This is a genomic window from Microbispora sp. ATCC PTA-5024, from assembly GCF_000511135.2.
GTDB lineage: Bacteria > Actinomycetota > Actinomycetes > Streptosporangiales > Streptosporangiaceae > Microbispora > Microbispora corallina.
Genome location: NZ_KI866522.1, coordinates 699,434 through 720,835, shown reverse-complemented (window position 1 = coordinate 720,835; position 21,402 = coordinate 699,434). Strand labels below are relative to the sequence as shown.

Annotated in this window: 18 protein-coding genes; 11 read left to right on the top strand and 7 right to left on the bottom strand. The window is 72.2% G+C overall.

What is annotated here, in order from left to right; genetic code table 11:
* A partial coding sequence (locus tag MPTA5024_RS03335) for a serine/threonine-protein kinase (protein ID WP_157099398.1) occupies positions 1 to 900 on the bottom strand: 900 nt, incomplete at its 3' end.
* 144 nt (positions 901 to 1,044) lie between these two features.
* On the opposite strand from MPTA5024_RS03335, the gene MPTA5024_RS03330 reads away from it, so the two are divergent.
* The 4 genes from MPTA5024_RS03330 (at position 1,045) to MPTA5024_RS03315 (ending at position 5,371) form a co-directional block, all read left to right on the top strand.
* The gene (locus tag MPTA5024_RS03330) at positions 1,045 to 1,635 is read left to right on the top strand and encodes a TetR/AcrR family transcriptional regulator (RefSeq protein ID WP_036319746.1); all 591 of its coding nucleotides are present in this window, start codon (positions 1,045 to 1,047) and stop codon (positions 1,633 to 1,635) included.
* Between the two features lie 115 nt (positions 1,636 to 1,750).
* On the top strand, positions 1,751 to 2,632 hold the full coding sequence (locus MPTA5024_RS03325; RefSeq protein WP_036319744.1) for an SCO6745 family protein: 882 nt from the start codon (positions 1,751 to 1,753) through the stop codon (positions 2,630 to 2,632).
* 152 nt (positions 2,633 to 2,784) lie between these two features.
* Positions 2,785 to 4,575 (top strand): MFS transporter, encoded by a 1,791-nt coding sequence (locus MPTA5024_RS03320; protein WP_232326149.1) that lies wholly within the window; start codon positions 2,785 to 2,787, stop codon positions 4,573 to 4,575.
* 511 nt (positions 4,576 to 5,086) lie between these two features.
* On the top strand, positions 5,087 to 5,371 hold the full coding sequence (locus tag MPTA5024_RS03315) for a hypothetical protein (protein WP_157099273.1): 285 nt from the start codon (positions 5,087 to 5,089) through the stop codon (positions 5,369 to 5,371).
* A gap of 86 nt (positions 5,372 to 5,457) precedes the next feature.
* On the opposite strand, the gene mctP is transcribed toward MPTA5024_RS03315, so the two are convergent.
* The 3 genes from mctP to MPTA5024_RS03300 all read right to left on the bottom strand — a co-directional run bounded on the left by mctP (position 5,458) and on the right by MPTA5024_RS03300 (position 9,020).
* On the bottom strand, positions 5,458 to 7,044 hold the full coding sequence (gene mctP, locus MPTA5024_RS03310) for a monocarboxylate uptake permease MctP (RefSeq protein WP_036319737.1): 1,587 nt from the start codon (positions 7,042 to 7,044) through the stop codon (positions 5,458 to 5,460).
* Entirely contained in the window at positions 7,041 to 7,253 is a 213-nt protein-coding gene (locus MPTA5024_RS03305; protein WP_084369398.1) for a DUF3311 domain-containing protein, read from the bottom strand. The genes mctP and MPTA5024_RS03305 overlap by 4 nt, the downstream gene beginning before the upstream one ends.
* A gap of 138 nt (positions 7,254 to 7,391) precedes the next feature.
* Positions 7,392 to 9,020 carry a CocE/NonD family hydrolase gene (locus MPTA5024_RS03300; protein WP_051457648.1) on the bottom strand — a complete coding sequence of 543 codons (1,629 nt, stop codon included), beginning with the start codon at positions 9,018 to 9,020 and terminating at the stop codon, positions 7,392 to 7,394.
* 262 nt (positions 9,021 to 9,282) lie between these two features.
* Here MPTA5024_RS03300 and MPTA5024_RS03295 point away from each other — a divergent pair, with 262 nt between their 5' ends.
* Entirely contained in the window at positions 9,283 to 11,409 is a 2,127-nt protein-coding gene (locus MPTA5024_RS03295) for an anthranilate synthase component I (RefSeq protein ID WP_036319734.1), read from the top strand.
* Between the two features lie 41 nt (positions 11,410 to 11,450).
* Here MPTA5024_RS03295 and MPTA5024_RS03290 read toward each other — a convergent pair whose 3' ends face one another.
* Positions 11,451 to 12,197, bottom strand: a complete 747-nt coding sequence (locus MPTA5024_RS03290) for an SAM-dependent methyltransferase (RefSeq protein WP_036319733.1) — start codon at positions 12,195 to 12,197, stop codon at positions 11,451 to 11,453.
* A gap of 217 nt (positions 12,198 to 12,414) precedes the next feature.
* Here MPTA5024_RS03290 and MPTA5024_RS03285 point away from each other — a divergent pair, with 217 nt between their 5' ends.
* The 6 genes from MPTA5024_RS03285 (at position 12,415) to thyX (ending at position 19,010) form a co-directional block, all read left to right on the top strand.
* Positions 12,415 to 13,584 (top strand): amidohydrolase family protein, encoded by a 1,170-nt coding sequence (locus tag MPTA5024_RS03285; RefSeq protein WP_232326148.1) that lies wholly within the window; start codon positions 12,415 to 12,417, stop codon positions 13,582 to 13,584.
* A gap of 279 nt (positions 13,585 to 13,863) precedes the next feature.
* Positions 13,864 to 15,096 (top strand): hypothetical protein, encoded by a 1,233-nt coding sequence (locus tag MPTA5024_RS03280; RefSeq protein WP_036319731.1) that lies wholly within the window; start codon positions 13,864 to 13,866, stop codon positions 15,094 to 15,096.
* A gap of 163 nt (positions 15,097 to 15,259) precedes the next feature.
* On the top strand, positions 15,260 to 16,150 hold the full coding sequence (locus MPTA5024_RS03275; protein ID WP_036319730.1) for an ABC transporter ATP-binding protein: 891 nt from the start codon (positions 15,260 to 15,262) through the stop codon (positions 16,148 to 16,150).
* Entirely contained in the window at positions 16,147 to 16,929 is a 783-nt protein-coding gene (locus MPTA5024_RS03270; protein WP_036319729.1) for an ABC transporter permease, read from the top strand. The genes MPTA5024_RS03275 and MPTA5024_RS03270 overlap by 4 nt, the downstream gene beginning before the upstream one ends.
* Before the next feature lie 46 nt (positions 16,930 to 16,975).
* Positions 16,976 to 18,172, top strand: coding sequence for an ROK family transcriptional regulator (locus MPTA5024_RS03265; protein ID WP_232326146.1), 1,197 nt, complete (start codon positions 16,976 to 16,978; stop codon positions 18,170 to 18,172).
* 55 nt (positions 18,173 to 18,227) lie between these two features.
* A complete protein-coding gene (gene thyX / locus MPTA5024_RS03260; RefSeq protein WP_036319727.1) occupies positions 18,228 to 19,010 on the top strand; it encodes an FAD-dependent thymidylate synthase in 783 nt (260 codons plus the stop codon).
* Here thyX and MPTA5024_RS03255 read toward each other — a convergent pair.
* Both MPTA5024_RS03255 and MPTA5024_RS03250 read right to left on the bottom strand, forming a co-directional pair.
* Positions 18,962 to 19,747 (bottom strand): aspartate/glutamate racemase family protein, encoded by a 786-nt coding sequence (locus tag MPTA5024_RS03255; protein WP_051457647.1) that lies wholly within the window; start codon positions 19,745 to 19,747, stop codon positions 18,962 to 18,964. The two genes, thyX and MPTA5024_RS03255, sit on opposite strands and share 49 nt — an antisense overlap.
* Positions 19,744 to 21,336, bottom strand: a complete 1,593-nt coding sequence (locus MPTA5024_RS03250) for an NCS1 family nucleobase:cation symporter-1 (protein WP_051457646.1) — start codon at positions 21,334 to 21,336, stop codon at positions 19,744 to 19,746. The genes MPTA5024_RS03255 and MPTA5024_RS03250 overlap by 4 nt, the downstream gene beginning before the upstream one ends.
* Positions 21,337 to 21,402 lie beyond the last annotated feature (66 nt).

Genomic DNA, 21,402 nt, shown 5'->3' with positions numbered 1-21,402 from the left:
GGGGAGGCCGCCCGGGACGCCGTCCGGGCCGGCGGCGGGCGAAGGGGCGCCGGGGCCGGCGGAGCCGTCGGGGCGCAGGGCGGCCAGGGCGTCCCGCAGGGCGGCGGCCGTGGCGGTCCGCTGCCGCACGTCGCTCGCCATGCCCCGGCGTAAGACCTCGGTCAGCGCCGGCGGCACCCCGGGGACGTCCGGGATGGGCAGGCGGTGCAGGGCCATGATGGCGGCGATGTTGACCACGCCGCTCTCGGGGAACCGCGGGGGACGGCCGCTCAGCAGCGCGTACAGGGTCGCGGCGAGGGCGTACACATCTGCGGCCGGCGTCGGCTCGGTCAGGTCGAACGCCTCGGGCGGCGCGTAGGCGGGGGTGAGCGACTCGCGGGTCACGGAGACCTCGCCCGGCCCGGCGCCGCCCTGCCCCGGCATCGTGGCGAGCCCGAAGTCCGACAGGGCCACCATGCCGTACGAGTTCACGAGGATGTTCGCCGGCTTCACGTCGCGGTGCAGGACGCCCGCGGCGTGGGCGGCGGCCAGCGCGTCGGCTATCTTGACGCCGATGTCGCGCACCTCGGACGCGGCGAGCCTCCCCTCGGCGCGCAGCCTGTCGGCGAGCGAGCCGTTCGGGCACAGCTCCAGCACCATGTACGGCCGGCCGTCCGGCAGCACGCCCGCGTCGTACACGTCGGCCACGTGCGGGTGACCGGACAGGGCGCCTGCGGACGTCACCTCGCGCATGAAGCGGCGGCGGTCGCGGTCGGAGACCAGCACCCGGTTGTCGACCTTGAGGGCGACCTCCCGGCCGACGGCCAGCTGGCGGGCGCGGTAGACGATCCCGAAGCCGCCCTGCCCGAGGACGCCGCGCACCTCGTAGCCCGGAACCAGCGGCGCGCCCGCCTCGTCCACCTGCCACCTCCAGACCTGGCGGAAACCCGCGAGCGGCACATTACCGGAGCGATCGGCACGGCGATCGCCGTCCGGAGGGAGCCGGGTGCGGCGGACCGCGTGACTCGGCCGGGACGGCGGCCGTACGGCACCTATGCTGAGGTCATGACGGTCGGCACAGCTGAGCGCGGCGGCCGGAGCCCGGAGCGGCGGCGGGAGCTGCTGGACGCGGCCGACCGGGTGATCCGCAGGGAGGGGCCCGAGGCGTCGATGGCGGCGATCGCGTCCGAGGCGGGGATCACCAAGCCGATCCTTTATCGGCACTTCGGGGACAAGAGCGGTCTCTACCAGGCGCTGGCCGAGCGTCACACGCGCGTTGTGATCGAGCTGCTGCGGCCGGAGTTCGCCAAGGCCATGGCCGACCCCCGGGCCAGGGCGCGGGCAACCATCAGCGCGTACCTCGACACGATCTCGGCGAACCCGAACCTCTACCGTTTCCTGTTCCACCGGGCCAGCGCCGAGGACAGCCGTACACACACCCAGATGGCCGCGATCGTGCGCAGCGTCGGGGTGGAGCTGGGGTCGGTCCTCGCCGAGGGAGGGGTGGCCGATCCCGCCCGCGCCCAGGTGCTCGGGCACGCGTTCGTCGGCATGGTGCAGGCCATCGGCGACTGGTGGCTGGAGAACCCCGGCCTCGACCGCGACACCGTCGTGGACAGCCTCGTCGACGTCATCGCCGGCGCGCTCGAGGCCTGAGCCGCCCCACGGGCCGCCCGCTCTTCTCGCGAAATCGCCCGAGAAATCGGATGCGTCCCCTGCCGCGACATGATTAGATAGCGCTGCTATCCAATGAACGTGAAGGCGGACGACGATGAGCGAGTTCTCCCGGCTGGCCCGGCGGATGTGGCACCAGATCGAGCCGGTCCACGCGACCCTCTACTTCGCGCCGCAGGCCTTCGAGGAGGCGGCGGCCCTCGGGTACGACGTCGAGTCCCGCTGGCCGTCCTACTTCGCCTACCGGACGGCTCCGCTGGGCGCGGCCGGACCGGCCCTGGTGACGGCGGCCTACTACAGCTTCAGCCCGGCGGCGGTGGCGCGGCACGTGCCGGCCGTGTGGTCGGTCGCGGCGCCCTCCCGCGTGCTGGAGACGCGCCTGGTCGCCATGGACCGGACGCTGCGGGCGCTGCTCGGCGACGAGGGCGTGACGTCCCCGGAGATCGCCGAGGCCGCCGATCTCGCGCGGAGGGCGGCGGAGGGCTCCGCCGTCCCCGGCAGGCCGCTCGCCGCCGCCAACCTCGACCTCCCCTGGCCGGACGAGCCGCACCTGGCGCTCTGGCAGGCCGTGACGGTGCTCCGCGAGCATCGGGGCGACGGGCACCTCGCCGCTCTCCTGGCCGCCGGGCTCGACGGCTGCGAGGCGCTCGTGTCGTTCGCCGCCGTCGGCGCGGCCCCCGTCGCCAACTTCGCCGGGCGCGGCTGGACCGAGCAGGAGTGGGCGGCGGCCCGGGAGCGGCTCGCCGCGCGCGGCCTGGTCGGAGAGGACGGCGCCGCGACCGAGGCGGGCCGCGCCCTGCGCGACCGGGTCGAGCGGATGACGGACGAGGCGGCCGCCGGGCCGTGGCAGGCCCTGGGCGCGGACAAGGCCGAACGGCTGGCCGCGTGCCTCCAGCCGCTCCTGGGCGCGGTGTTCACGTCGGGCATGCTCCCGGCCCAGAGCACGCTCGGCATCGGGACGGTCAGGGCGCCGGAGTGAGCCGCCCCGGAACGGGGTGAAACGTGCCCGTCATCCGTTCAGGGTAATTTAGTTCCGCTAACTAACTGTTGGTCCGCCGATATGAGCGGACGAATGAGGAGGAGAAGCGGTCAGTGGCCGTAGCGAAAACATCCCCAAGCGGAACATCGCCCGTGTCGGAACCGCCCTCGAGCTACAAGTGGATCGCGCTGTCCAACACCACGCTCGGCGTGCTGATGGTCATGATCAACCAGTCCATCGTGCTCATCGCCCTGCCGGACGTCTTCCGCGGCATCCACCTCAACCCGCTGGACCCCGGCAACACCGGCTATCTGCTGTGGATGATGATGGGCTTCATGGTCGTCACCGCCGTGCTGGTGGTGACGTTCGGCCGGTTGGGCGACATGTTCGGCCGCGTCCGCATGTACAACATGGGGTTCGCCGTCTTCAGCGTGTGCTCGATCCTGCTGTCGGTCACCTGGCTGGAGGGCAGCGCCGGCGCGCTGTGGCTGATCGGCTGGCGCATCGTGCAGGGCATCGGGGGCGCCCTGCTGTTCGCCAACTCGACGGCGATTTTGACCGACGCGTTCCCGTCGCACCAGCGCGGCACCGCCCTCGGCATCAACTCGATCGCCGGAATCACCGGGTCGTTCCTCGGGCTGGTCATCGGCGGCGTCCTGGCCCCGGTGAGCTGGAAGGCCATCTTCCTGGTGTCGGTGCCGTTCGGCGTGTTCGGCACGATCTGGGCGTTCGTGAAGCTGCGTGACAACGGCGTGCGCCGGCCGGCCCGGATGGACTGGTGGGGCAACGCCACCTTCGCCGTCGGCCTGATCGTCCTGCTGGTCGGCATCACCTACGGCATCCAGCCGTACGGGACCAGCGTGATGGGCTGGGCGAACCCCTGGGTCCTCGCGGCGCTGGTGGGCGGGGTGGCGCTGCTGGCGCTGTTCGCCTGGATCGAGACGAGGGTGGCCGAGCCGCTGTTCCGGCTCTCGCTGTTCCGCTCGCGGGCCTTCCTCGCGGGCAACATCGCGAGCCTGCTCACCGCCCTGGGGCGCGGCGGCCTGCAGTTCATGCTGATCATCTGGCTGCAGGGGATCTGGCTGCCGCTGCACGGCTACAGCTTCGAGGAGACCCCGCTGTGGGCGGGCATCTACATGATCCCGCTGACGATCGGGTTCCTGCTGTCCGCGCCCGTCTCCGGCTGGCTGTCGGACCGCTTCGGGCCGCGGAACTTCACGGTCGGCGGGGCGATCATCACGGCGGCGAGCTTCTTCGCGCTGATGGCCCTGCCCACCGACTTCAACTACGGCGTCTTCGCGCTGCTCATCCTGATCAACGGCATCGGCTCCGGCCTGTTCGCCTCTCCCAACCGCGCCGAGATCATGAACTCCGTGCCCGCCGAGTCGCGCGGCGTCGGCGCCGGGATGACGGCCACGTTCCAGAACTCGTCGATGGTGCTGTCCATCGGCGTCTTCTTCAGCCTGATGGTGGCGGGCCTGTCGCACTCCCTGCCGCCCGCGATGCACGACGAGCTGGTACGCCAGGGGGTCCCGGACGCCACGGCGCAGGGCATCGCCCACCTCCCGCCCATCGCCGTGCTGTTCGCGGCGTTCCTCGGCTACAACCCGTTCCGGGAACTGCTCGACGGCGTGCTGGGCGGGCTGCCGGACGGGGGCAGCCGCCTGACGAGCAAGGAGTTCTTCCCGCACCTCATCGCGGGGCCGTTCCACCAGGGCCTCGTGATCGCCTTCTGGTTCGCCGTGGCCGCCTGCCTCGTCGCCGCGGTGGCGTCGGTGCTGACCGGCCCGCTGCGCCGCGGCCACCGGGCGGCGCCGCACGAGTCGCTCGGCTCGGAGCTCGCGGCGGTCGCCGGCGAGGCCGGGATCGCGGTCAACGAGCTGGTCGTCCCCGACGAGGACTTCGACGCCCGCCGGGCGGAGGCCGACAACACCCCGGGCTGACCGCGTCTCCGCTCCGCCTCCGCCGTACCTTCCGCCGGGCCCCCGCCGAGGGGGCCCGGCGGCGTTGTGCGGACGGTCCGGGACCCGCGGCGCGGTGCGCCGGAAGGGCTCCCAGCCCGGGGCTGATCGCATCGTTCGAACGGCGACGCCCGGGGCAGTGGGAGGCGGTGCCGTGCATACGCCACCGATGGATCTCCGTGGAGACGATCGGCCGGATCGTCACCTTCCGCTGCGCCCGGTGCGGGACCACCAGGACCCGCGTCCACTGATCGCGCCGGCCGCGGCCGTTTGCGGGCTCTTTTCGGATTCCCAGGTGTCCGCAGAGCCGGTGTGTGGCATGCACATGGCGAGCGCCCTCATCGGGGGAAGCGGGCGCTCATCCAGGAAAGCCCGCGCACGGATGACCCTGGAGAACGTCTCAACGGCCTCGCTCCCACCTTCTGGGAGCGGGGCCGGTTCCCGCTTTGAGCATTCCGTTCGACCCGACTGCACGGAGGGTGACCCAGTGCCGATGGCCATGCCGGTCAAGAAGATCACTACGTCCAAGCCGTTCTGCGCCCTCGCGGGCGTCGGCCCCTACGCTCTCGCCAAGGCCAACGAGGTCTACGAGGACATGGCCGTCCGTGGCCGCAAGCTCGTCAGCATGATGAGCCGCGAGGCCGCGGAGGAGTTCCAGCAGACCGCGCACGAACTGGAGGACGTCTCCAGGACCGCGCGGCAGGACCAGGAGAGGGAGCGGGCCGGGCAGACGGCGGGCCGGGCCCGCGCCACGACCTCGGCGACCACCAGGGGATGACGTCCGGGACGCCGGACGAACGCCCCTTTGAAGGCCCCGCCCTCTCCGCACGGAGAGGGCGGGGCCTCGCTGTGCCCCTCCTGGGGTCAGGTCGAGCTCGCGACCTCCAGGTCGTGAACGCGGGGGTCGCCCTGGTCCGCGTGGTAGTCGTCCGGCTGCGTCGCGTCGGGGCCGTCGGCCGCCTTCATCGCCCGGGCGACCAGGGTGGCGAGCACGGCCACGACGAGGTTGACGATGAGCGCGAGGAACCCGGCGTAGATCGTGATCTTCGTGTCGAGGCCGAGCTGCTTGAGGGGGAAGGCGGAGCTGCCGAAGTGCGCGTGGTTGTTGGCGGGGTTGGCGATGTTGTACAGCAGCACCAGGCCCGTCCCCATGCCCGCGATCCAGCCCGCGATCAGCCCCGCCCGGTGGAACCAGCGGGTGAACAGGCCGAGGCCCACCGACGGCAGGGTCTGCAGGATGATCACGCCGCCGATGAGCTGGAGGTCGATCGAGAACTGCGGGTCGATGAGCAGGATGAACAGCACCGCGCCAACCTTCACGACCAGTGAGGCGATCTTGCTGACCTTGGCCTCCTGAGCGTCGGTGGCGTCCCGCTTGAAGTACTCCCGGTAGATGTTGCGGGTGAACAGGTTCGCCGCGGCGATCGACATGATGGCGGCCGGCACGAGTGCGCCGATGCCGATGGCGGCGAACGCCACGCCGGTGAACCAGTCGGGGAACACCGCGTCGAACAGCTTGGGGATGACCGTGTTGGTGTCCTTGCCGATCGGCGTGATCCCCGCCGCGATCGCCATGTACCCGAGCAGGGCGATCAGGCCGAGCAGCAGGCTGTAGGCGGGCAGGGCCGACATGTTCCGCTTGATCACATTGCGGTCGCGCGATGCGAGCACCCCGGTGACGCTATGTGGATAGAGGAACAGCGCGAGCGCCGAGCCCAGGGCGAGCGTGACGTACTGGAGCTGGTTGGACGAGTTGAGCAGGATGCCGTCGCCGGGCGCCGGGGTCGCGTCGAACTTGGCCTTCGCCGCGTCGAAGACCGACCCCCATCCGCCCAGCTTGACCGGGATGTAGATGATCGCGACAAGAATGACCAGGTAGATCAGCGAGTCCTTGACGAACGCGATCAGCGCGGGCGCGCGCAGCCCGGACTGGTAGGTGTACGCCGCCAGGATGGCGAAGGCGATGATCAGCGGCAGGTCGCCGGTCACGCCCATCGTCTTCAGGACGGCTTCGATGCCGACGAGCTGCAGGGCGATGTACGGCATGGTCGCGACGATGCCGGTGATCGCCACCAGCAGCGCCAGCGTGGACGAGCCGAACCGGGCCCGCACGAAGTCGGCTGGGGTGACCAGCCCGTGGACGTGCGAGACCGACCACAACCGGATCAGCACGAGCATCACCATGGGGTAGACGATCACCGTGTAGGGGACCGCGAAGAAACCCGTGGCGCCCGCGCCGAACACCAGGGCGGGGACGGCCACGAACGTGTAGGCCGTGTAGAGGTCGCCGCCGACGAGGAACCAGGTGACCCACGAGCCGAAGCTGCGCCCGCCGAGCCCCCATTCGTGCAGGCTGGCCAGGTCGCCGGGCCGCCGCCAGCGGGCCGCGACGAATCCCAGCCCGCTGACGAGCAGGAACAGGACGGCGAAGATGACGATTTCGGTGGTCACCGGGCCCTCCTCGTCAGCCGGTAGACGAGGGTGGTGGTGGCCACGCCGAGGATGATGAACGCGAGCTGCAGCCAGTAGAACAGCGGGATGCCGAACAGGCGCGGCTCGTCGGCGTTGTACAGGGGTGTGAGGAGCGGGATCGCGATCGGCAGCAGGAGCAGCCAGTTCCAGGGGCTGCGATCGCTGCGGTCGGTGCGGGGGGTGGTCAACGCACTCTCCAATCGGATCGGACACGGGTTAGGGCGCAGCGTAAAGTTGCGCACGTCACACCGGTGTCACAGATCGCCGAACGGTCGTGTTGGCGCGGCGAGCGACGGCCCCCGACGGGCCGGGCGGGTGTCCGGCGGTCAGACGTGGGGCAGCACCACGGCCGACGGATGGGCCGGGTCGTGCAGGATCTCCTGGTCGGAGGCGACCATGGGGGAGCCGTCGCCCAGCGGGACGCCCGTGCCGGGGTTGCGGGCGATGCGGGGGTAGGCCCCGCTGGCCACGTGCACGCGGATCCGGTGGCCCCGGAGGAACCGGTGGCCGACCGGCCACAGGTCCACCTCGACGCACCGCACGCCGTCCGCGTCGGCCCGGTCGGCCGGGGTGAGCCGGCGCACCCCCTCGCACACGTTCATCGACGCGCCGTCGGGGTGGACGTCGCAGACCCGGACGACGATGTCGGCGTGCTCCCGGCCGGTCCGCGCGTACACCTCGGCCCGCACCGGGCCGATCACGTCGGTGTCCTCGGCCAGCTCCTCGGAGGTGTAGACGAGCACGTCCCGCCGGGCCTCCAGCCGCCGGTTGTCGCGCGGCTCGGAGTTGCCGATGAGCACCGGCCCGCCGATGACGGGGGTGGGATGGGCGGGGTCGTACCGGTACCGGTCCGGCTCCCCGCCCGCGGGGTTGTCCGTGGACAGGGCGCCCCCGGGCTGGAGGTGCCAGCGCCGCGGCCGCGCGCCCGGCACCGGCCAGTCGGGGTAGTCGCGCCACTCGTCCGCTCCGGTGATGTGGAGGCGCACCGGCGAGGGGCGCAGGCCGGACGGGTCGCCGAGCAGGTGGGCGCGGAACCAGGCCAGGGCGTCGGCGTTGGCGGCCCTGCCGTGCCGGATGTCGGCGTGGTACCACGGCCCGATCGTGAGGTGGGGCCGCCGCCCGGCCGCCCGCATCGCCGCGTAGTCCTTGAGCTGCCACGGCAGGAACACGTCGTACCACCCGCCGGTCATGGTGACCTCGGCCTCCACCCTGCCGACCGAGGCCGAGAAGTCCCGCCGCTCCCAGTACGGCGAGACGGGCCGGCCGTGGTGCTCGATGAGCTCGCGGAAGAACGGCAGCGGCCGGCCCGCCGACAGCACGTCGAGTTCGGACGGCGGCCGTCCCGACAGCACGGCCCGCCGCGTGCGGCGCGGCGCGGTGAACGCCGCCACGCCGCCGAGCCGCCCGTCGAGGTGCGCGGTCAGCGTGGTCCAGATCAGCGTCGACTCCAGCGCGAACGCGCCTCCGACGTACGCGGCGTCGCGGAAGCACGAGGCCGTCACCTGGGTGGCCATGGCCCGCAGGTCGGGGGTCTCGGCGGCGATGGCCCACTGGTTGTAGCCGAGGTAGGAAGGGCCGTGCATGGCGAAGCTCCCGCCGTACCAGGGCTGGCGGCGCATCCACTCGACCGTCGCGAGGCCGTCGTCGTGCTCGTCGGCCAGCGGGTCGAGCCTGCCGCCGGAGCCGAAGCCGCCCCGGCAGCTCTGCAGGACCACCTGGAAGCCGTGCCGCGCGAACGTCCAGCCGTACATCCAGCCGATGAGGCCCGCCCGGCCGTACGGCGTGCGGATCAGGATCGCAGGGGCCCCGTCGGCGCCGACCGGGGCGTAGTGATCGGCCAGGAGCGTCACGCCGTCGGGCATCGGGACGGGCACGTCGCGCCGCACCCTGACCCGGCGGGCCGCGGGACCGTGGCGGGCCCCGTTGACGGGAAGACGAGCCGGCAGGTCGACCATGCCACCTCCTCTACAGTGACCGGTACCCCACCTTTACCGGCCAGTAACAGAATATCTATTCGTAGAGGTGCCCGCCGCCCGCCGGATTGCAAGATCGTGCCGTCCGCCGCTACCCTTACCGCATGCGAACCCTTGCACCTTCCCAGTGGTGGCGCCGCTAGCAGGCGGCGTTTTCGCATTCACACAGGAGTGAACCGGCCGCCCCGAGAGGCGGCCTTCTGTATGTCCGCCCCCGGGGCATACGTCAAAAGGGGCGTGGACAGTGGAGATCAGCGGATATACCACGGCCGGCGGCGTCGCGGTCGAGCGCGGCGTGCGCCCGGTTCCCGAGGCCGCGCTGGAGGAGATCGTCACGGCGCTGGGCGAGCGCCGCGGCGGGGCGTTCTCCTCCGGCATGGACTACCCCGGCCGGTACAGCCGATGGGCCTTCGGCTACGTCGATCCCTGCGTCGAGGTCGTCGCACGGGGACGGCGGATCTCGGCCCGGGCGCTGAACGAGCGCGGCCAGGTCGTGCTGCCGGTGATCGCGTCGTGCCTGCTGGCCGCGGGCAAGCCGGTGGCCGAGCCGGGTCCGGGCTTCGTCGAGGTCCACGTGCCCGAGTCGGAGGACCTGCTGCCCGAGGAGATGCGCAGCCGCCGCCCCACGGTGTTCACGGCGATCCGCGAGATCATCGCCGCGTTCGGAGGGGACGACCCGCACCTCGGCCTGTACGGCGCCTTCGGCTACGACCTGGCGTTCCAGTTCGAGCCGATCCGGTACCGGCTGACCCGCCCCGCCGACCAGCGCGACCTCGTCCTGCACCTGCCCGACCGGCTCGTGGTGATCGACCGGGTCAAGGAGACGAGCACCGAGGTCGTCTACGAGTTCACCGTCGACGGCGTCTCCACGCACGGCCTGGAGCGCACCGGCGAGACCGTCCCGCTGGTCACGCCCGCCGCCGTCCCGCCCGACCCGGAGAAGGGCAGCTACGCCGAGGTCGTCGCCAAGGCCAAGGAGAAGTTCGTCCGGGGCGACCTGTTCGAGGTCGTGCCCGGCCAGGTGTTCCACTCCACCTGCCCCGACCCGGCCGCCTTCTACCGCTCGCTGCGCACCGGCAACCCCGCGCCGTACGAGTTCCTGCTGAACCTCGGCGAGGGCGAGCACCTGGTCGGCGCGTCCCCGGAGATGTACGTCCGGGTGACCGGCGACCGGGTGGAGACCTGCCCGATCTCCGGCACGATCGCCCGGGGCGCCAACCCGGTGGAGGACGCCGAGGCCATCCGCACGCTCCTGTCCAGCGTGAAGGAGGAGTCGGAGCTCACGATGTGCACCGACGTGGACCGCAACGACAAGTCGCGCATCTGCGTCCCCGGCAGCGTCCAGGTGATCGGCCGCCGGCAGATCGAGATGTACTCCCGGCTGATCCACACGGTCGACCACATCGAGGGCCGCCTGCGCCCCGAGTTCGACGCGCTCGACGCGTTCCTCACCCACATGTGGGCCGTGACCGTGACCGGCGCGCCCAAGACCTGGGCCATGCAGTTCATCGAGGACCACGAGGAGACCACCCGCCGCTGGTACGGCGGCGCCGTCGGCTTCATCGGGTTCGACGGCTCGATGAACACCGGGCTCACCCTGCGCACCGCCCAGATCCGGCACGGCGTCGCGACGGTGCGGGCCGGGGCCACCCTGCTGTTCGACTCCGACCCGGAGGCCGAGGAGCGGGAGACCGAGCTCAAGGCGAGCGCCCTGCTCGGCGCGCTGGAGGCGGCCGCGCGCCCGGCCGTCGAGAAGGTCGCCGGCGGGCCGGCCGACCGGCCGGGCGAGGGCCACACCGTCCTCCTCGTGGACCACGAGGACTCGTTCGTCAACACGCTCGCCGACTACTTCCGGCAGCAGGGCGCCTCCGTGGTGACGCTGCGGCACGGCTTCCCGCTGGAGATGATCGAGGAGATCGCGCCGACGCTCGTCGTGCTGTCGCCCGGCCCGGGCTGGCCCTCCGACTTCGGCTGCTCGGCCCTCGTCGAGGCGCTGTACGCCCGGAACCTCCCGGTCTTCGGCGTGTGCCTCGGTCTCCAGGCCATGGTCGAGCACGCGGGCGGCACGCTGGAGCTCCTGCCGTACCCGGAGCACGGCAAGCGCGGCCGGGTGCGGCGCGAGGGTGACAGCGCCGTGCTCGACGGCCTGCCGGCCGAGTTCGTCGCGGCCCGCTACCACTCGCTGCACGCCAAGACGCCCGGAGTGCGGGGCTTCCGGGTCACCGCGGTGACGCCGGACGGCGCGGCCATGGCCATCGAGGACGTGGAGAACCGGCGGTTCGGCGTGCAGTTCCACCCGGAGTCGATCCTCACCACCGAGGGCGCTGCCGGGGCCCGGATCATCGCCAACGTGCTGCGCCTCTGCTCGTGACGGCTGCTCCGGGCGCCCCGCCGGGGCGCCCGGAGGCTCCGCTATCGCCGTATGAGGGCGAAGACGCCCCAGCCCAGGTGCGGCCGTACGTACCGGACGTGCCGCAGCGGGGCGCCGTCCAGCTCAGCCCGCATCGCGGGGGCCAGCTCGTCGTCCGGGTTGGCGTCCAGCCAGGTCCGTACGGTGAGCCACTGCGCCGCCGCGTACCGGTCCCAGCTGTCCTCGTCCGCGAGGACCATCTCGACCACGTCGAATCCGAGGCCGCCGAACAGCGCCACCAGCCCGGGAAGATCGTGGAAGTCCTCCTTGGCGGAGGCGTGGCAGCCCTCGACGGTCGCCTGGTCCGGCGGGTCCCTCCGCCAGAACGGCTCCCCGACGAGCAGCAGCCCGCCGGGGCGCAGGCTGCGTTCGAGCAGGGCGGCGGTGCCGGCGGCGCCGCCGCCGATCCAGGTCGCCCCGAGGCAGGCGGCGACGTCGACCGGCTCGTCCGCGACGTACCCGGAGGCGTCGCCGTGGACGAACGTCACCTGGCCGGTCACGCCGAGCTCGGCCGCCCGCTCCCGGGCGCCGGTCAGGAACGCGGTGCTGATGTCGACCCCGGTGCCGGCGACGCCGTGGTCGCGCGCCCAGGTGCAGAGCATCTCGCCGCTGCCGCAGGCGAGGTCGAGCACGGTCGTCCCCGGCCGCAGCCGGACGGCCCGGCCCAGGAGAGCGAGCTTCTCGCCGGTGAACGGGTTGTGGATCCGATGGCCGCTCTCGCGGACGGTGAACTCACGTGGCAGGTCCACTTCGGCATTCCTCACGTCATGGGTACGGACGGCGGTCGGCGGCGCGGCGGTCGCGGGCATGGAGAGCACCTCCGTACGACGTGGGACGGCCACCGTAGCCGGGCCCCGGGCCGGGCGTCGACGGGTTTTCCCGCGCGCCCGGCGCCGGCGAGGCGGGCGTGTAAAGAGGAGGGAAAGCCGCGCCCGGCCGTGCCGGCAGCCCGTAGAGTCCACTCCCGTGCCGGAGACGCGACCCGACGACGTGCTGCCCGCGGATCTTCCCGACCCGGTGCGCGCGGCGCTGCTCGCGCCCATGGTGGACCACCACTGCCACGGCGTGCGGCGCGACGACCCGTCGAGGTCCGAGTTCGAGCTCATGATCACGGAGTCGGGCGCGCCCGCCCCACCGGGGACCACGCACTTCGACACCCCCGTGGGCGCGGCGATCCGGCGGTGGTGCGCGCCCGTGCTCGGCCTGGAGCCGCACGCCTCCCCGGCCGTCTACCTGTCCCGGCGGTCCGAGCTCGGCGCCGGCGAGGTCAACCGGCGCCTGCTTCGGGCGGCCGGCGTCGCGGCGTTCCTGGTCGACACCGGACTCGACGCGCCCGGCCTGCTCACGCCCGCCGAGATGGGGCGCCTGGGCGGTGCGGCGGCCGACGAGATCGTCCGGCTGGAACGCATCGAGCAGGACGTCGCCGAGGCCGGGCTGTCGGCCGTGGAGTACACCGGGACGCTCCGCGAGGAGCTGGCCGCGCGGGCCGCGCGCGCCGCCGGGCTGAAGTCGATCGCCGCCTACCGGTGCGGGCTCGACTTCGACCCGTCCCGGCCGTCGCGGGGGAGCGTCATCGCGGCCGCCGGACGGCGCCTGGCCGACCCCAAACGGCGGCTCGACGACCCGGTGCTCGTCCGGCACCTGCTGTGGGCGGCCGTCGACGTCGCCCGGGAGCGTGGCCTGCCGCTGCAGTTCCACTGCGGCTTCGGGGACGACGACGTCGACCTGCACCGGGCCGACCCCGCGGTGCTGACCGGGTTCCTGCGGGCGCTCGCGCCCATCGGCGTGCCGGTCGTCCTGCTGCACTGCTACCCCTACCACCGGCAGGCGGCCTACCTCGCGAGCGTCTTCCCCCACGTCTACGTGGACGTGGGGCTGGCGCTCACGCACACGGCGGCCGGGTCGGCCCGCGTCGTCGCCGACCTGCTGGAGCTGGCGCCGTTCCACAAGCAGATGTTCAGCTCGGACTGCTACGGCGCGGCCGAGCTGTGCCACCTCGGGGCGCTCTACCACCGCAGGGGCCTCGCCCGCGCGATCGCCGGGCGCCTGGCCGAGGGGGAGTGGAGCCCGGCGGACGCGGCCAGGATCGCCCACATGATCGGCTCCGGCAACGCCCGCCGCGTCTACCGCCTCTGAATCGCCCTGCGGATCGCGAGGGCGTTACGGGACAGACGGATCGGGGCGTACCCGCACGAGACGTCGTCTCGGATCCGATCTCCGTGATGCTGCGGAACGCGATCAGGTCAGGGGCCGCCGACGGTAGCGTTGGGGCGCGTCGAGGTCCTCCCCGGACGGTGAGCGATGAACTCCCATCCTGGACGGCCTCGACACCCCACTCCCGCATCGCCACGTGCACCCCGACTCCACCCTCACCTGTGAGGAGCCGGGTTTCCCCCCACGCGTCAGGAGCCGACGATGGATGACGAGATCGAGCTGATCAGCGACGGCGACGGCCTGGCGGTCATCGGGAGTCCGGCGGCCGTCGAGCGGTTCCTCGTCTCCGAGGGACTGTCGTCGAAGGACCTCGGGCTGAAACGGCTCCGATCTGTTTTCCGTACCGGGGCCGGAGTCGCACGGGCGGGTTCCGAGATCGCCGCGAACTCAGGCCGCTGGGTGAAGCTGACCGAGCAGTCCGCGCACGCGATGAAGAAGTACAACCTGATGACAGGTTCGGAGCCGGGTGTCAGCCGTGCCGTGCTGACGGAGAACGGCAAGATCAAGGGACTCCTGGAGTTGGCGAGGACGCCCGGATCGCTTCTGACCAACCCGGCGTTCCTGGCCGGCGCCGCGGGGCTCATGGCGCAGCTCGCGATGCGGCAGACCATGGACGAGATCACCGACTATCTCGCCGCGATCGACGAGAAGGTCGACGACGTGCTCCGCGCCCAGAAGGACGCCGTGCTGGCGGACATGATCGGAGTGGACCTCGTGATCGAGGAGGCCATGACCATCCGGGAGCAGGTGGGCCGGGTCTCCGAGGTCACGTGGTCGAAGGTGCAGGCCACTCCGGTGACGATCGCGAAAACCCAGGCGTACGCGTTGCGCCGGCTCGACGCGCTCGCCGAGAAGATGGAGCACACGACGAAGATCGCTGAACTCGCGGAGACGTCCAAGGAGGCCGAGGTCAAGGTCCAGGAGTGGCTCGCCGTTCTGGCTCGCTGCTTCCAGCTGCAGGACGCGATCGCCGTGCTCGAACTCGACCGGGTGCTGGACGCGTCTGCGGAGGAGCTGGACCGGCATCGCCTCGGGATTCGGGCCGCACGGCAGAACCGGCTGGAACTCATCTCACGGAGCACCGAGCGTCTGATGGCCCGGATGGACGCGGCCGCGGGCATGGCCAACACGAAGGTGCTGCTGCACCCCTCCGCGTCCCGGGCTCTGGTGCATTCGAGCAACCATGTCGCGATCGCCGTCGTCGAGTTCCACGGACGGCTCGGGATCGAGCGCCATCGGCGGTCGCTGGAGGCGAGACGCTGGGTGGAGGCGGCCGCGGAGGTGAGGGACAAGGTGCTCGAGACAGGAGCGGAGGGTGTCGACGCCGCCCGGCACCTCGGCAACGAGACCCTCGGCCGGGCCAGATCGGTGACGGGCAGGCTCTCCGGCGAGATCGCCAGGTTCCGCCGGCGCGGGGACGACGAGGAAGGCTGAGCGAGCGCACGTCCTATGGCGATGAGCGGGGAAGGCACGCCGATGAGCGGCGGCGGCGGTCCTGCTGATCACTTGCCCGAGGGGAGCCGCGGCACGGGCCGGGGCGGACGGATCATCCTTGAAGAGGAGGAACCCGTCCGTCCTGGGCGCGATAATCGGCCCGATGGCTGCGATAGAGATCCACGATCTTGTGAAGACGTTCGGACCGGTGAGGGCGGTCGACGGCGTCTCGTTCACGGTCGAGGCCGGCTCGGTGACCGGGTACCTCGGCCCCAACGGCGCGGGCAAGACGACGACCCTCCGCTGCCTGCTCGGCCTGGTCGCCCCCGACTCGGGGCGGGCGCTGGTCGGGGGCAGGCCCTACGCGTCCCTGACGGCGCCGCTGACCGAGGTGGGGGCCGTCCTGGAGGCCACGAGCTTCCACCCGGGCCGGACGGCCCGCAACCACCTGCGGGTCCTGTGCACGGCGGCCGGGCTGCCGCAGGCCCGCGCGGACGATGCGCTGGCCCAGGTCGGCCTGGCCGACGCGGCCGGCAAGCGCGTGCTGGGCTTCTCGCTCGGCATGCGGCAGCGGCTCGCGCTGGCCGCCGCGCTGCTCGGCCGGCCGCGCGTCTACATCCTGGACGAGCCCGCCAACGGCCTCGATCCCGCGGGGATCGAGTGGCTGCGCGGATTCCTGCGGCACCTGGCCCACGAGCAGGGCGCGGCCGTGCTCGTGTCCAGCCACGTCCTGTCCGAGGTGGAGCAGACCGTGGACAACGTGGTGATCATCGCCCGCGGCCGGCTCGTCCGGCAGGGCACGCTGGCCGAGCTGACCAGCAACGGACGGTCCGTGGTCCGCGTGGGCGCCGCGAACGCGGCGGATCTGGGCCCGGCCCTCGAGACGGCCGGAGGGGCCGTCGAGCGGGTGGAGGACGGCCTGCTGCGGGTGCGCGGCCTGACCGCCGAGGAGGTCGGCCGGATCGCCCTCGACCGCCGGGTGGCGCTGCGTGAGCTGGTCGAGGAGCGCACCGACCTACAGAAGGTCTTCCTGGATCTCACGGAGGAGCGATGACCGCGCTGATCAGGGCCGAGCTGCAGAAGCTGTTCACGACCCGGCTGTGGTGGGTCCTCCTGCTCGTCATGCTGCTGCTGATCGCGCTCTTCCTCGGCTTCGCGATCGCGTTCGCCGGGGTGACGCAGAACGGGGCGGCGGGGCTGCCCGCCCGCGACACCCCGCAGTGGGCCCAGCTGGCCTGGGGGAGCGGCTCCAGCGGGACCATCCTCGTGACGATCCTCGGCGTCGTGATGATGACGGCCGAGTACCGCTACCAGACCATCACGGGCACGTTCCTCACCACGCCGCGGCGGTTCCCGGTGGTGGCCGCCAAGCTGCTGGCCGGGGTGATCGCGGGCCTGCTGTTCGGGGTGGCCGTTCTGCTGCTGGAGGCCGTCACGGTGATCCCGGCCGTGATCCTGTCCGGCGGCACGTTCTCCCCGTCCGCCTCGCACCTCCCGCAGACCACCGTCGGGCTGCTGGCCGCCTTCGCGCTGTACGCGCTGTTCGGGATCGGCCTGGGGGCGCTCGTGCGCAACCAGGTGGCCGCCATCGTCGGGGCCGTGGTCTGGACGTACGTGATCGAGCAGATCCTCACCGCGATCCCGGTGCTGCAGCCGGTGGGCAGGTGGCTGCCCGCGGGCGCCGCGCAGGCGCTGATGCGGATGGACCTCGACACCGGGCTCGGCCGGCCCGACCTGCTGCCCGCGTGGGGCGGGGCTCTCGTGCTCGCGGGGTACGCCCTCCTGTTCGCCGCCGTCGCCTCCGCCACGACGGTTCGCAGGGACATCACCTGACATCCCGCTTGCGGCCTTGGTACAAGACCTGAATTATGGGGCGGGGGTGAGGACAGTGCGTCGTCCGCAGCGCGGCACGCTCCGCGACGTGCGCAGGGGGAACCGGTCACTGCTGCTGCGCACGCTCTACTTCGGCCACGAGCTGAGCCGCCACGACCTCAGCCGGCTGACCGGTCTCAGCCCCGCCACGGTGAGCAACGTCGTCGGCGACCTCATCGCCGACGGGATCGTCGTCGAGGCCGGCGCCGTCGACTCCGACGGCGGCCGCCCGCGCACGCTCCTGCGCGTCCAGGAGTCGTACGGCTACGTCGTCGGCGTGGACGTGGGGGAGACCCGGGTCCGGCTGGAGCTGTTCGACCTGTCGATGACGGAGAAGGCCAAGGCGGAGTACGCGCTGGAGCCGCGCCGCCACGAGCCCTCGGTCGTCGTCGACCACATCCTGACCGGCCTGCGGTCGGTGCTGGCGGACGCCGGGGTGGACGAGTCTCAGGTGCTGGGCATCGGCATCGGGGTGCCCGGCATCGTGGAGCAGCGCCCCGAGCTGCTCATCCACGCCCGCGCCTTCGGCTGGAACGGCGTGCCGCTGGGCGACCGGCTCCGGACCGGCACCGCCATCCCGATCTTCGCCGACAACGGCGCCCAGACGATGGGCCAGGCCGAGCTGTGGTTCGGGGCGGGGGTGGGCGCCCGCCACGTCGTGATGACGCTCATCGGCACCGGCGTCGGCGCGAGCATCATCACCGACGGCGCCACCTACCGGGGCGTGTCCAGCAGCGCCGGCGAGTGGGGCCACACCACGATCGCGGTGAACGGCCGGGCCTGCCGGTGCGGCGGGGTCGGGTGCCTGGAGGCGTACGTGGGGGCCGAGGCCATCCTCGCGAGCCACGGCGCCGGCCACCTGCCCGGGGGCGACGAGGAGAGCGCCCTGGCCGCGATGCTGACCGACCCCGCCGCCCGCCCGGTGCTCGACGAGGCCGTGGCGTTCCTCGGCGCGGGGCTCGGCAACCTGATCAACCTGTTCAACCCGGAGCGGATCATCGTGGGCGGCTGGGCGGGGCTGCTGCTCGGCCGCGCGCTGCTGCCGGAGATCCGGGCCGCCGCCGCCCGGCACGCGCTGGCCCAGCCGATGGCCCAGGTGTCCATCGAGCTGGGACGGCTCGGCCCGGAGGCCGTGGCGCTGGGCGCCGCCACCCTCGTCGTCGAGGACTTCCTGCTGCGCAGCGGCACCCCGCGGCACGCCTGAGCCGTGGATCTGGTTTGCTATGACGGTCGTTATCAGCACCACCAGGGGTACGAGAATGCGCAGCGTCGAACCCGAGGTCTTCCTCGTCGCCCGGCCCGAGCTGGACTATGAGGAGCTCGCCCGCTATCTGCACGAGATCGGCGGCGAGTCCTGGCTCGACCGTCTCGAACGGGGCGAGTTCGACGCGCAGAACCTGGCGGAGTTCGCGGGGCGGCTGTGCTACCGCTCGTTCGAGCCGGGCCTGAACCCGAACGTCACCCGCATCCGCTCCGACCAGGACGCCTACCTGCGCAACATCCTGGCCTCGGCCCACGGGTCGGTGCTGGAGCACATCAGCTTCAGCTTCGTGCTGCACAACGTCTCCCGGGTCTTCACCCACGAGCTGGTGCGGCACCGGCCGGGCGTGGCGATCTCCCAGGAGTCGCTGCGGTTCGTCCGGCTGGCCGACATCCCGTTCTGGTTCCCCGACTGGGCCCGGCAGGACGCCGAGCTGATGAAGCGGGCGACCGAGCTGCTGGACCGGATGGAGGAGTTCCAGACCTGGGCGGCCCAGCACTTCGGGCTCGACGCCGAGGGGGTGCCGTTCGCGGACAAGAAGCATCGCACCTCGTTCATGCGCCGCTTCGCCCCCGAGGGCGTCGCCACCGGCCTCGTCTGGACGGCCAACGTCCGCACCCTGCGCAACACCATCGAGTCCCGTACGGCGGAAGGGGCCGAGGAGGAGATCCGCCTCGTGTTCAACCGCATCGGCGAGATCATGCGCGAGGAGGCCCCGTCGCTGTTCGGCGACTACGTGGTCGAGAACGGCGCCTGGATTCCGGCCTGGCGCAAGGTCTGACCCTCCCCTCCGACGGTGAAGCCGCCGAGCAGGCCGGAGTAGCGCTTGGGCGGCGGCGGGGCGTACTCGCCGCGCCGGCTCGTCCGCAGGCCGAGCGCCACCAGCGCCTCGACCAGCTTGACCGCCGCGCCCACGCCCTCGACCACCGGCACGCCGGCCGTGTCCGCCACCTCGTCGCAGAACGCGGCCATCCCCGCGCAGCCCAGCACGACCACGTCGCTGCCGTCCTCCCGCACGGCCCGCGCGCACAGATCGGCGACGGCCTCCCGCGCGCCCGGGCCGTCCAGGTCGAGGACGGGGATGTCGCAGGCGTGCACGCCCCGGCAGGCGCCCGCGGCGCCGTACCGGTGGGCGAGGTCCCAGGCCCGCCCGGCGGTGCGCGAGAGCGTGGTCACGACGCTGAACGTGCGGCCGATGAGCTTGGCGGCGTGCATGGCCGCCTCGGCGACGCCGACCACCGGCCCGGCGGCGAGCTCGCGCGCCGCGTCGAGACCGGGGTCGCCGAAGCAGGCGATGACGTAGCCGTCGGTCCCGTCCCGCTCGCCGGCGGCGATCTCCGCCAGCACACCGGGGACGGCCAGCGCCTCGTCGTAGTGGCTCTCGATCGACTCCGGGCCCATCGGCGGGCTGACGGCGGCGACCGCCGTGGTGGGGGCCGCCACCGCCCGGGCGCGCCTGCCGACGGTCTCGGTCATCGCCCGGGCGGTGTTGGGGTTGATCACGGTGATCCGGGTCATGGGCGGGCCGGCGCCGCCCCGTCGGCGGCGAGGTGGAGGTCGCGGTCGAGGCCGCCGATGCGCGGCGAGATCCGCTCCAGGACCACCATCGCCGCGAAGCCGAGCCCGCACCCGACGAACCAGCTGTAGTCGGCCACCCACGTGAGGTCGGCCGTCGTCAGGCCGAGGTCGAGGACCATCTTCGGCGCGAGCACCGACACGATCGCCGGGACGCCCGCGGCGACCGTCGCCCAGACCGCGTTCGGGTTGTAGCCGTTCCTGAACCAGTACCGGCCGCCCGGGTCGAGGGTGAACAGGTCGTCCACCCACACCCGCTGCCTGCTCGCGACGTAGTAGCCGGCGATGAGGATGCCGAACAGCGGGCCGATGAGCGCGCCGAGCAGCCCCAGCGTGTAGTGGATGGCGTCCGGGTTGCCGTACCAATTCCACGGGGTGAGCAGCACCGAGCCGACCGCGGCGATCATGCCGCCGGTGCGCCAGCTGATCCGCTGCGGGCTGAGGTTGGAGAAGTCGAACGCCGGAGAGATGAAGTTGGCGACGATGTTGATGCCCACGGTCGCGACCACGAACGTCAGCCCGCCGAGCAGGATCGCGAACGGCGTGTCGATCCGCTGGACCGTGTGGATCGGGTCGGTGACGAGCTCGCCGAAGACCGGCACGGTGGCCGAGGCCGTGATCACTGTCAGCAGCGAGAAGAACAGGAAGTTCACCGGGAGCCCGAGCAGGTTGCCCTTCTTCACGGCGGAGAACGACCGGCCGTACCGGGAGAAGTCGCCGAAGTTGAGCATGGGCCCGGAGAAGTACGACACCACGAGGGCGATCGCGCCCAGCATGACCGGGACCGACTCGGCGAATCCGAGGTGGGCGCCCTGGGACAGGTCGAGGCTGATGTTGCGCCAGCCGGCCCGGGCGACCAGGTAGACGGCGAGTACCAGCATGACGGCGTACACGGCCGGCCCGGCCCAGTCGATGAACCGGCGGATCGCCTCCATGCCCTTCCAGAACACGAACGCCTGGGCCACCCAGAGGATCGCGTAGCAGATGTAGCCGAGCACGGGGAGGCCGAGGAACCCGGACGTCCGCACGTCGTTCAGGGCCGCCGTCGCGGGCCAGAACTTGAGGAAGATGATGATGAGCGACTGGGACGCCAGGTAGGTCTGCACGCCGTACCAGGCGATCGCGATCGCCCCGCGCACGACGGCGGGGATGTTGGCGCCGCGCACCCCGAAGACGGCACGGTTGATCACCGGGTACGGCACGCCGGTGACCTGGCTCGGCTTGGCGACCAGGTTGCAGAAGACGTTGACGATCAGGATGCCGGCGAGGAGGGCGAACAGCACCTGCCAGCTCGCCAGGCCGAGGGCGAACAGGCTGCCCGCCGTGACGTAGCCGCCGACGCTGTGCACGTCGGACATCCAGAAGGCGAAGATGTTGTACCAGGACCACGTCTGCTCACGCAGCGGGGCGAGGTCCTCGTTGGCGAGCCGGGGGTCGTAGCCGGGCTTGACGAGCCCGGCGCCGACCGGCATGCCGGCAGCCTCCACGACGTCGTGGCCCGGGGGCCGGGGCGGTGCGCTGTGTTCGGTCATCTCAGCATCCCTGGGGGGTATCGTGCGGGGGAGGGCGTGATCAGGGAGCGCGCGCTGTTAAGTGGC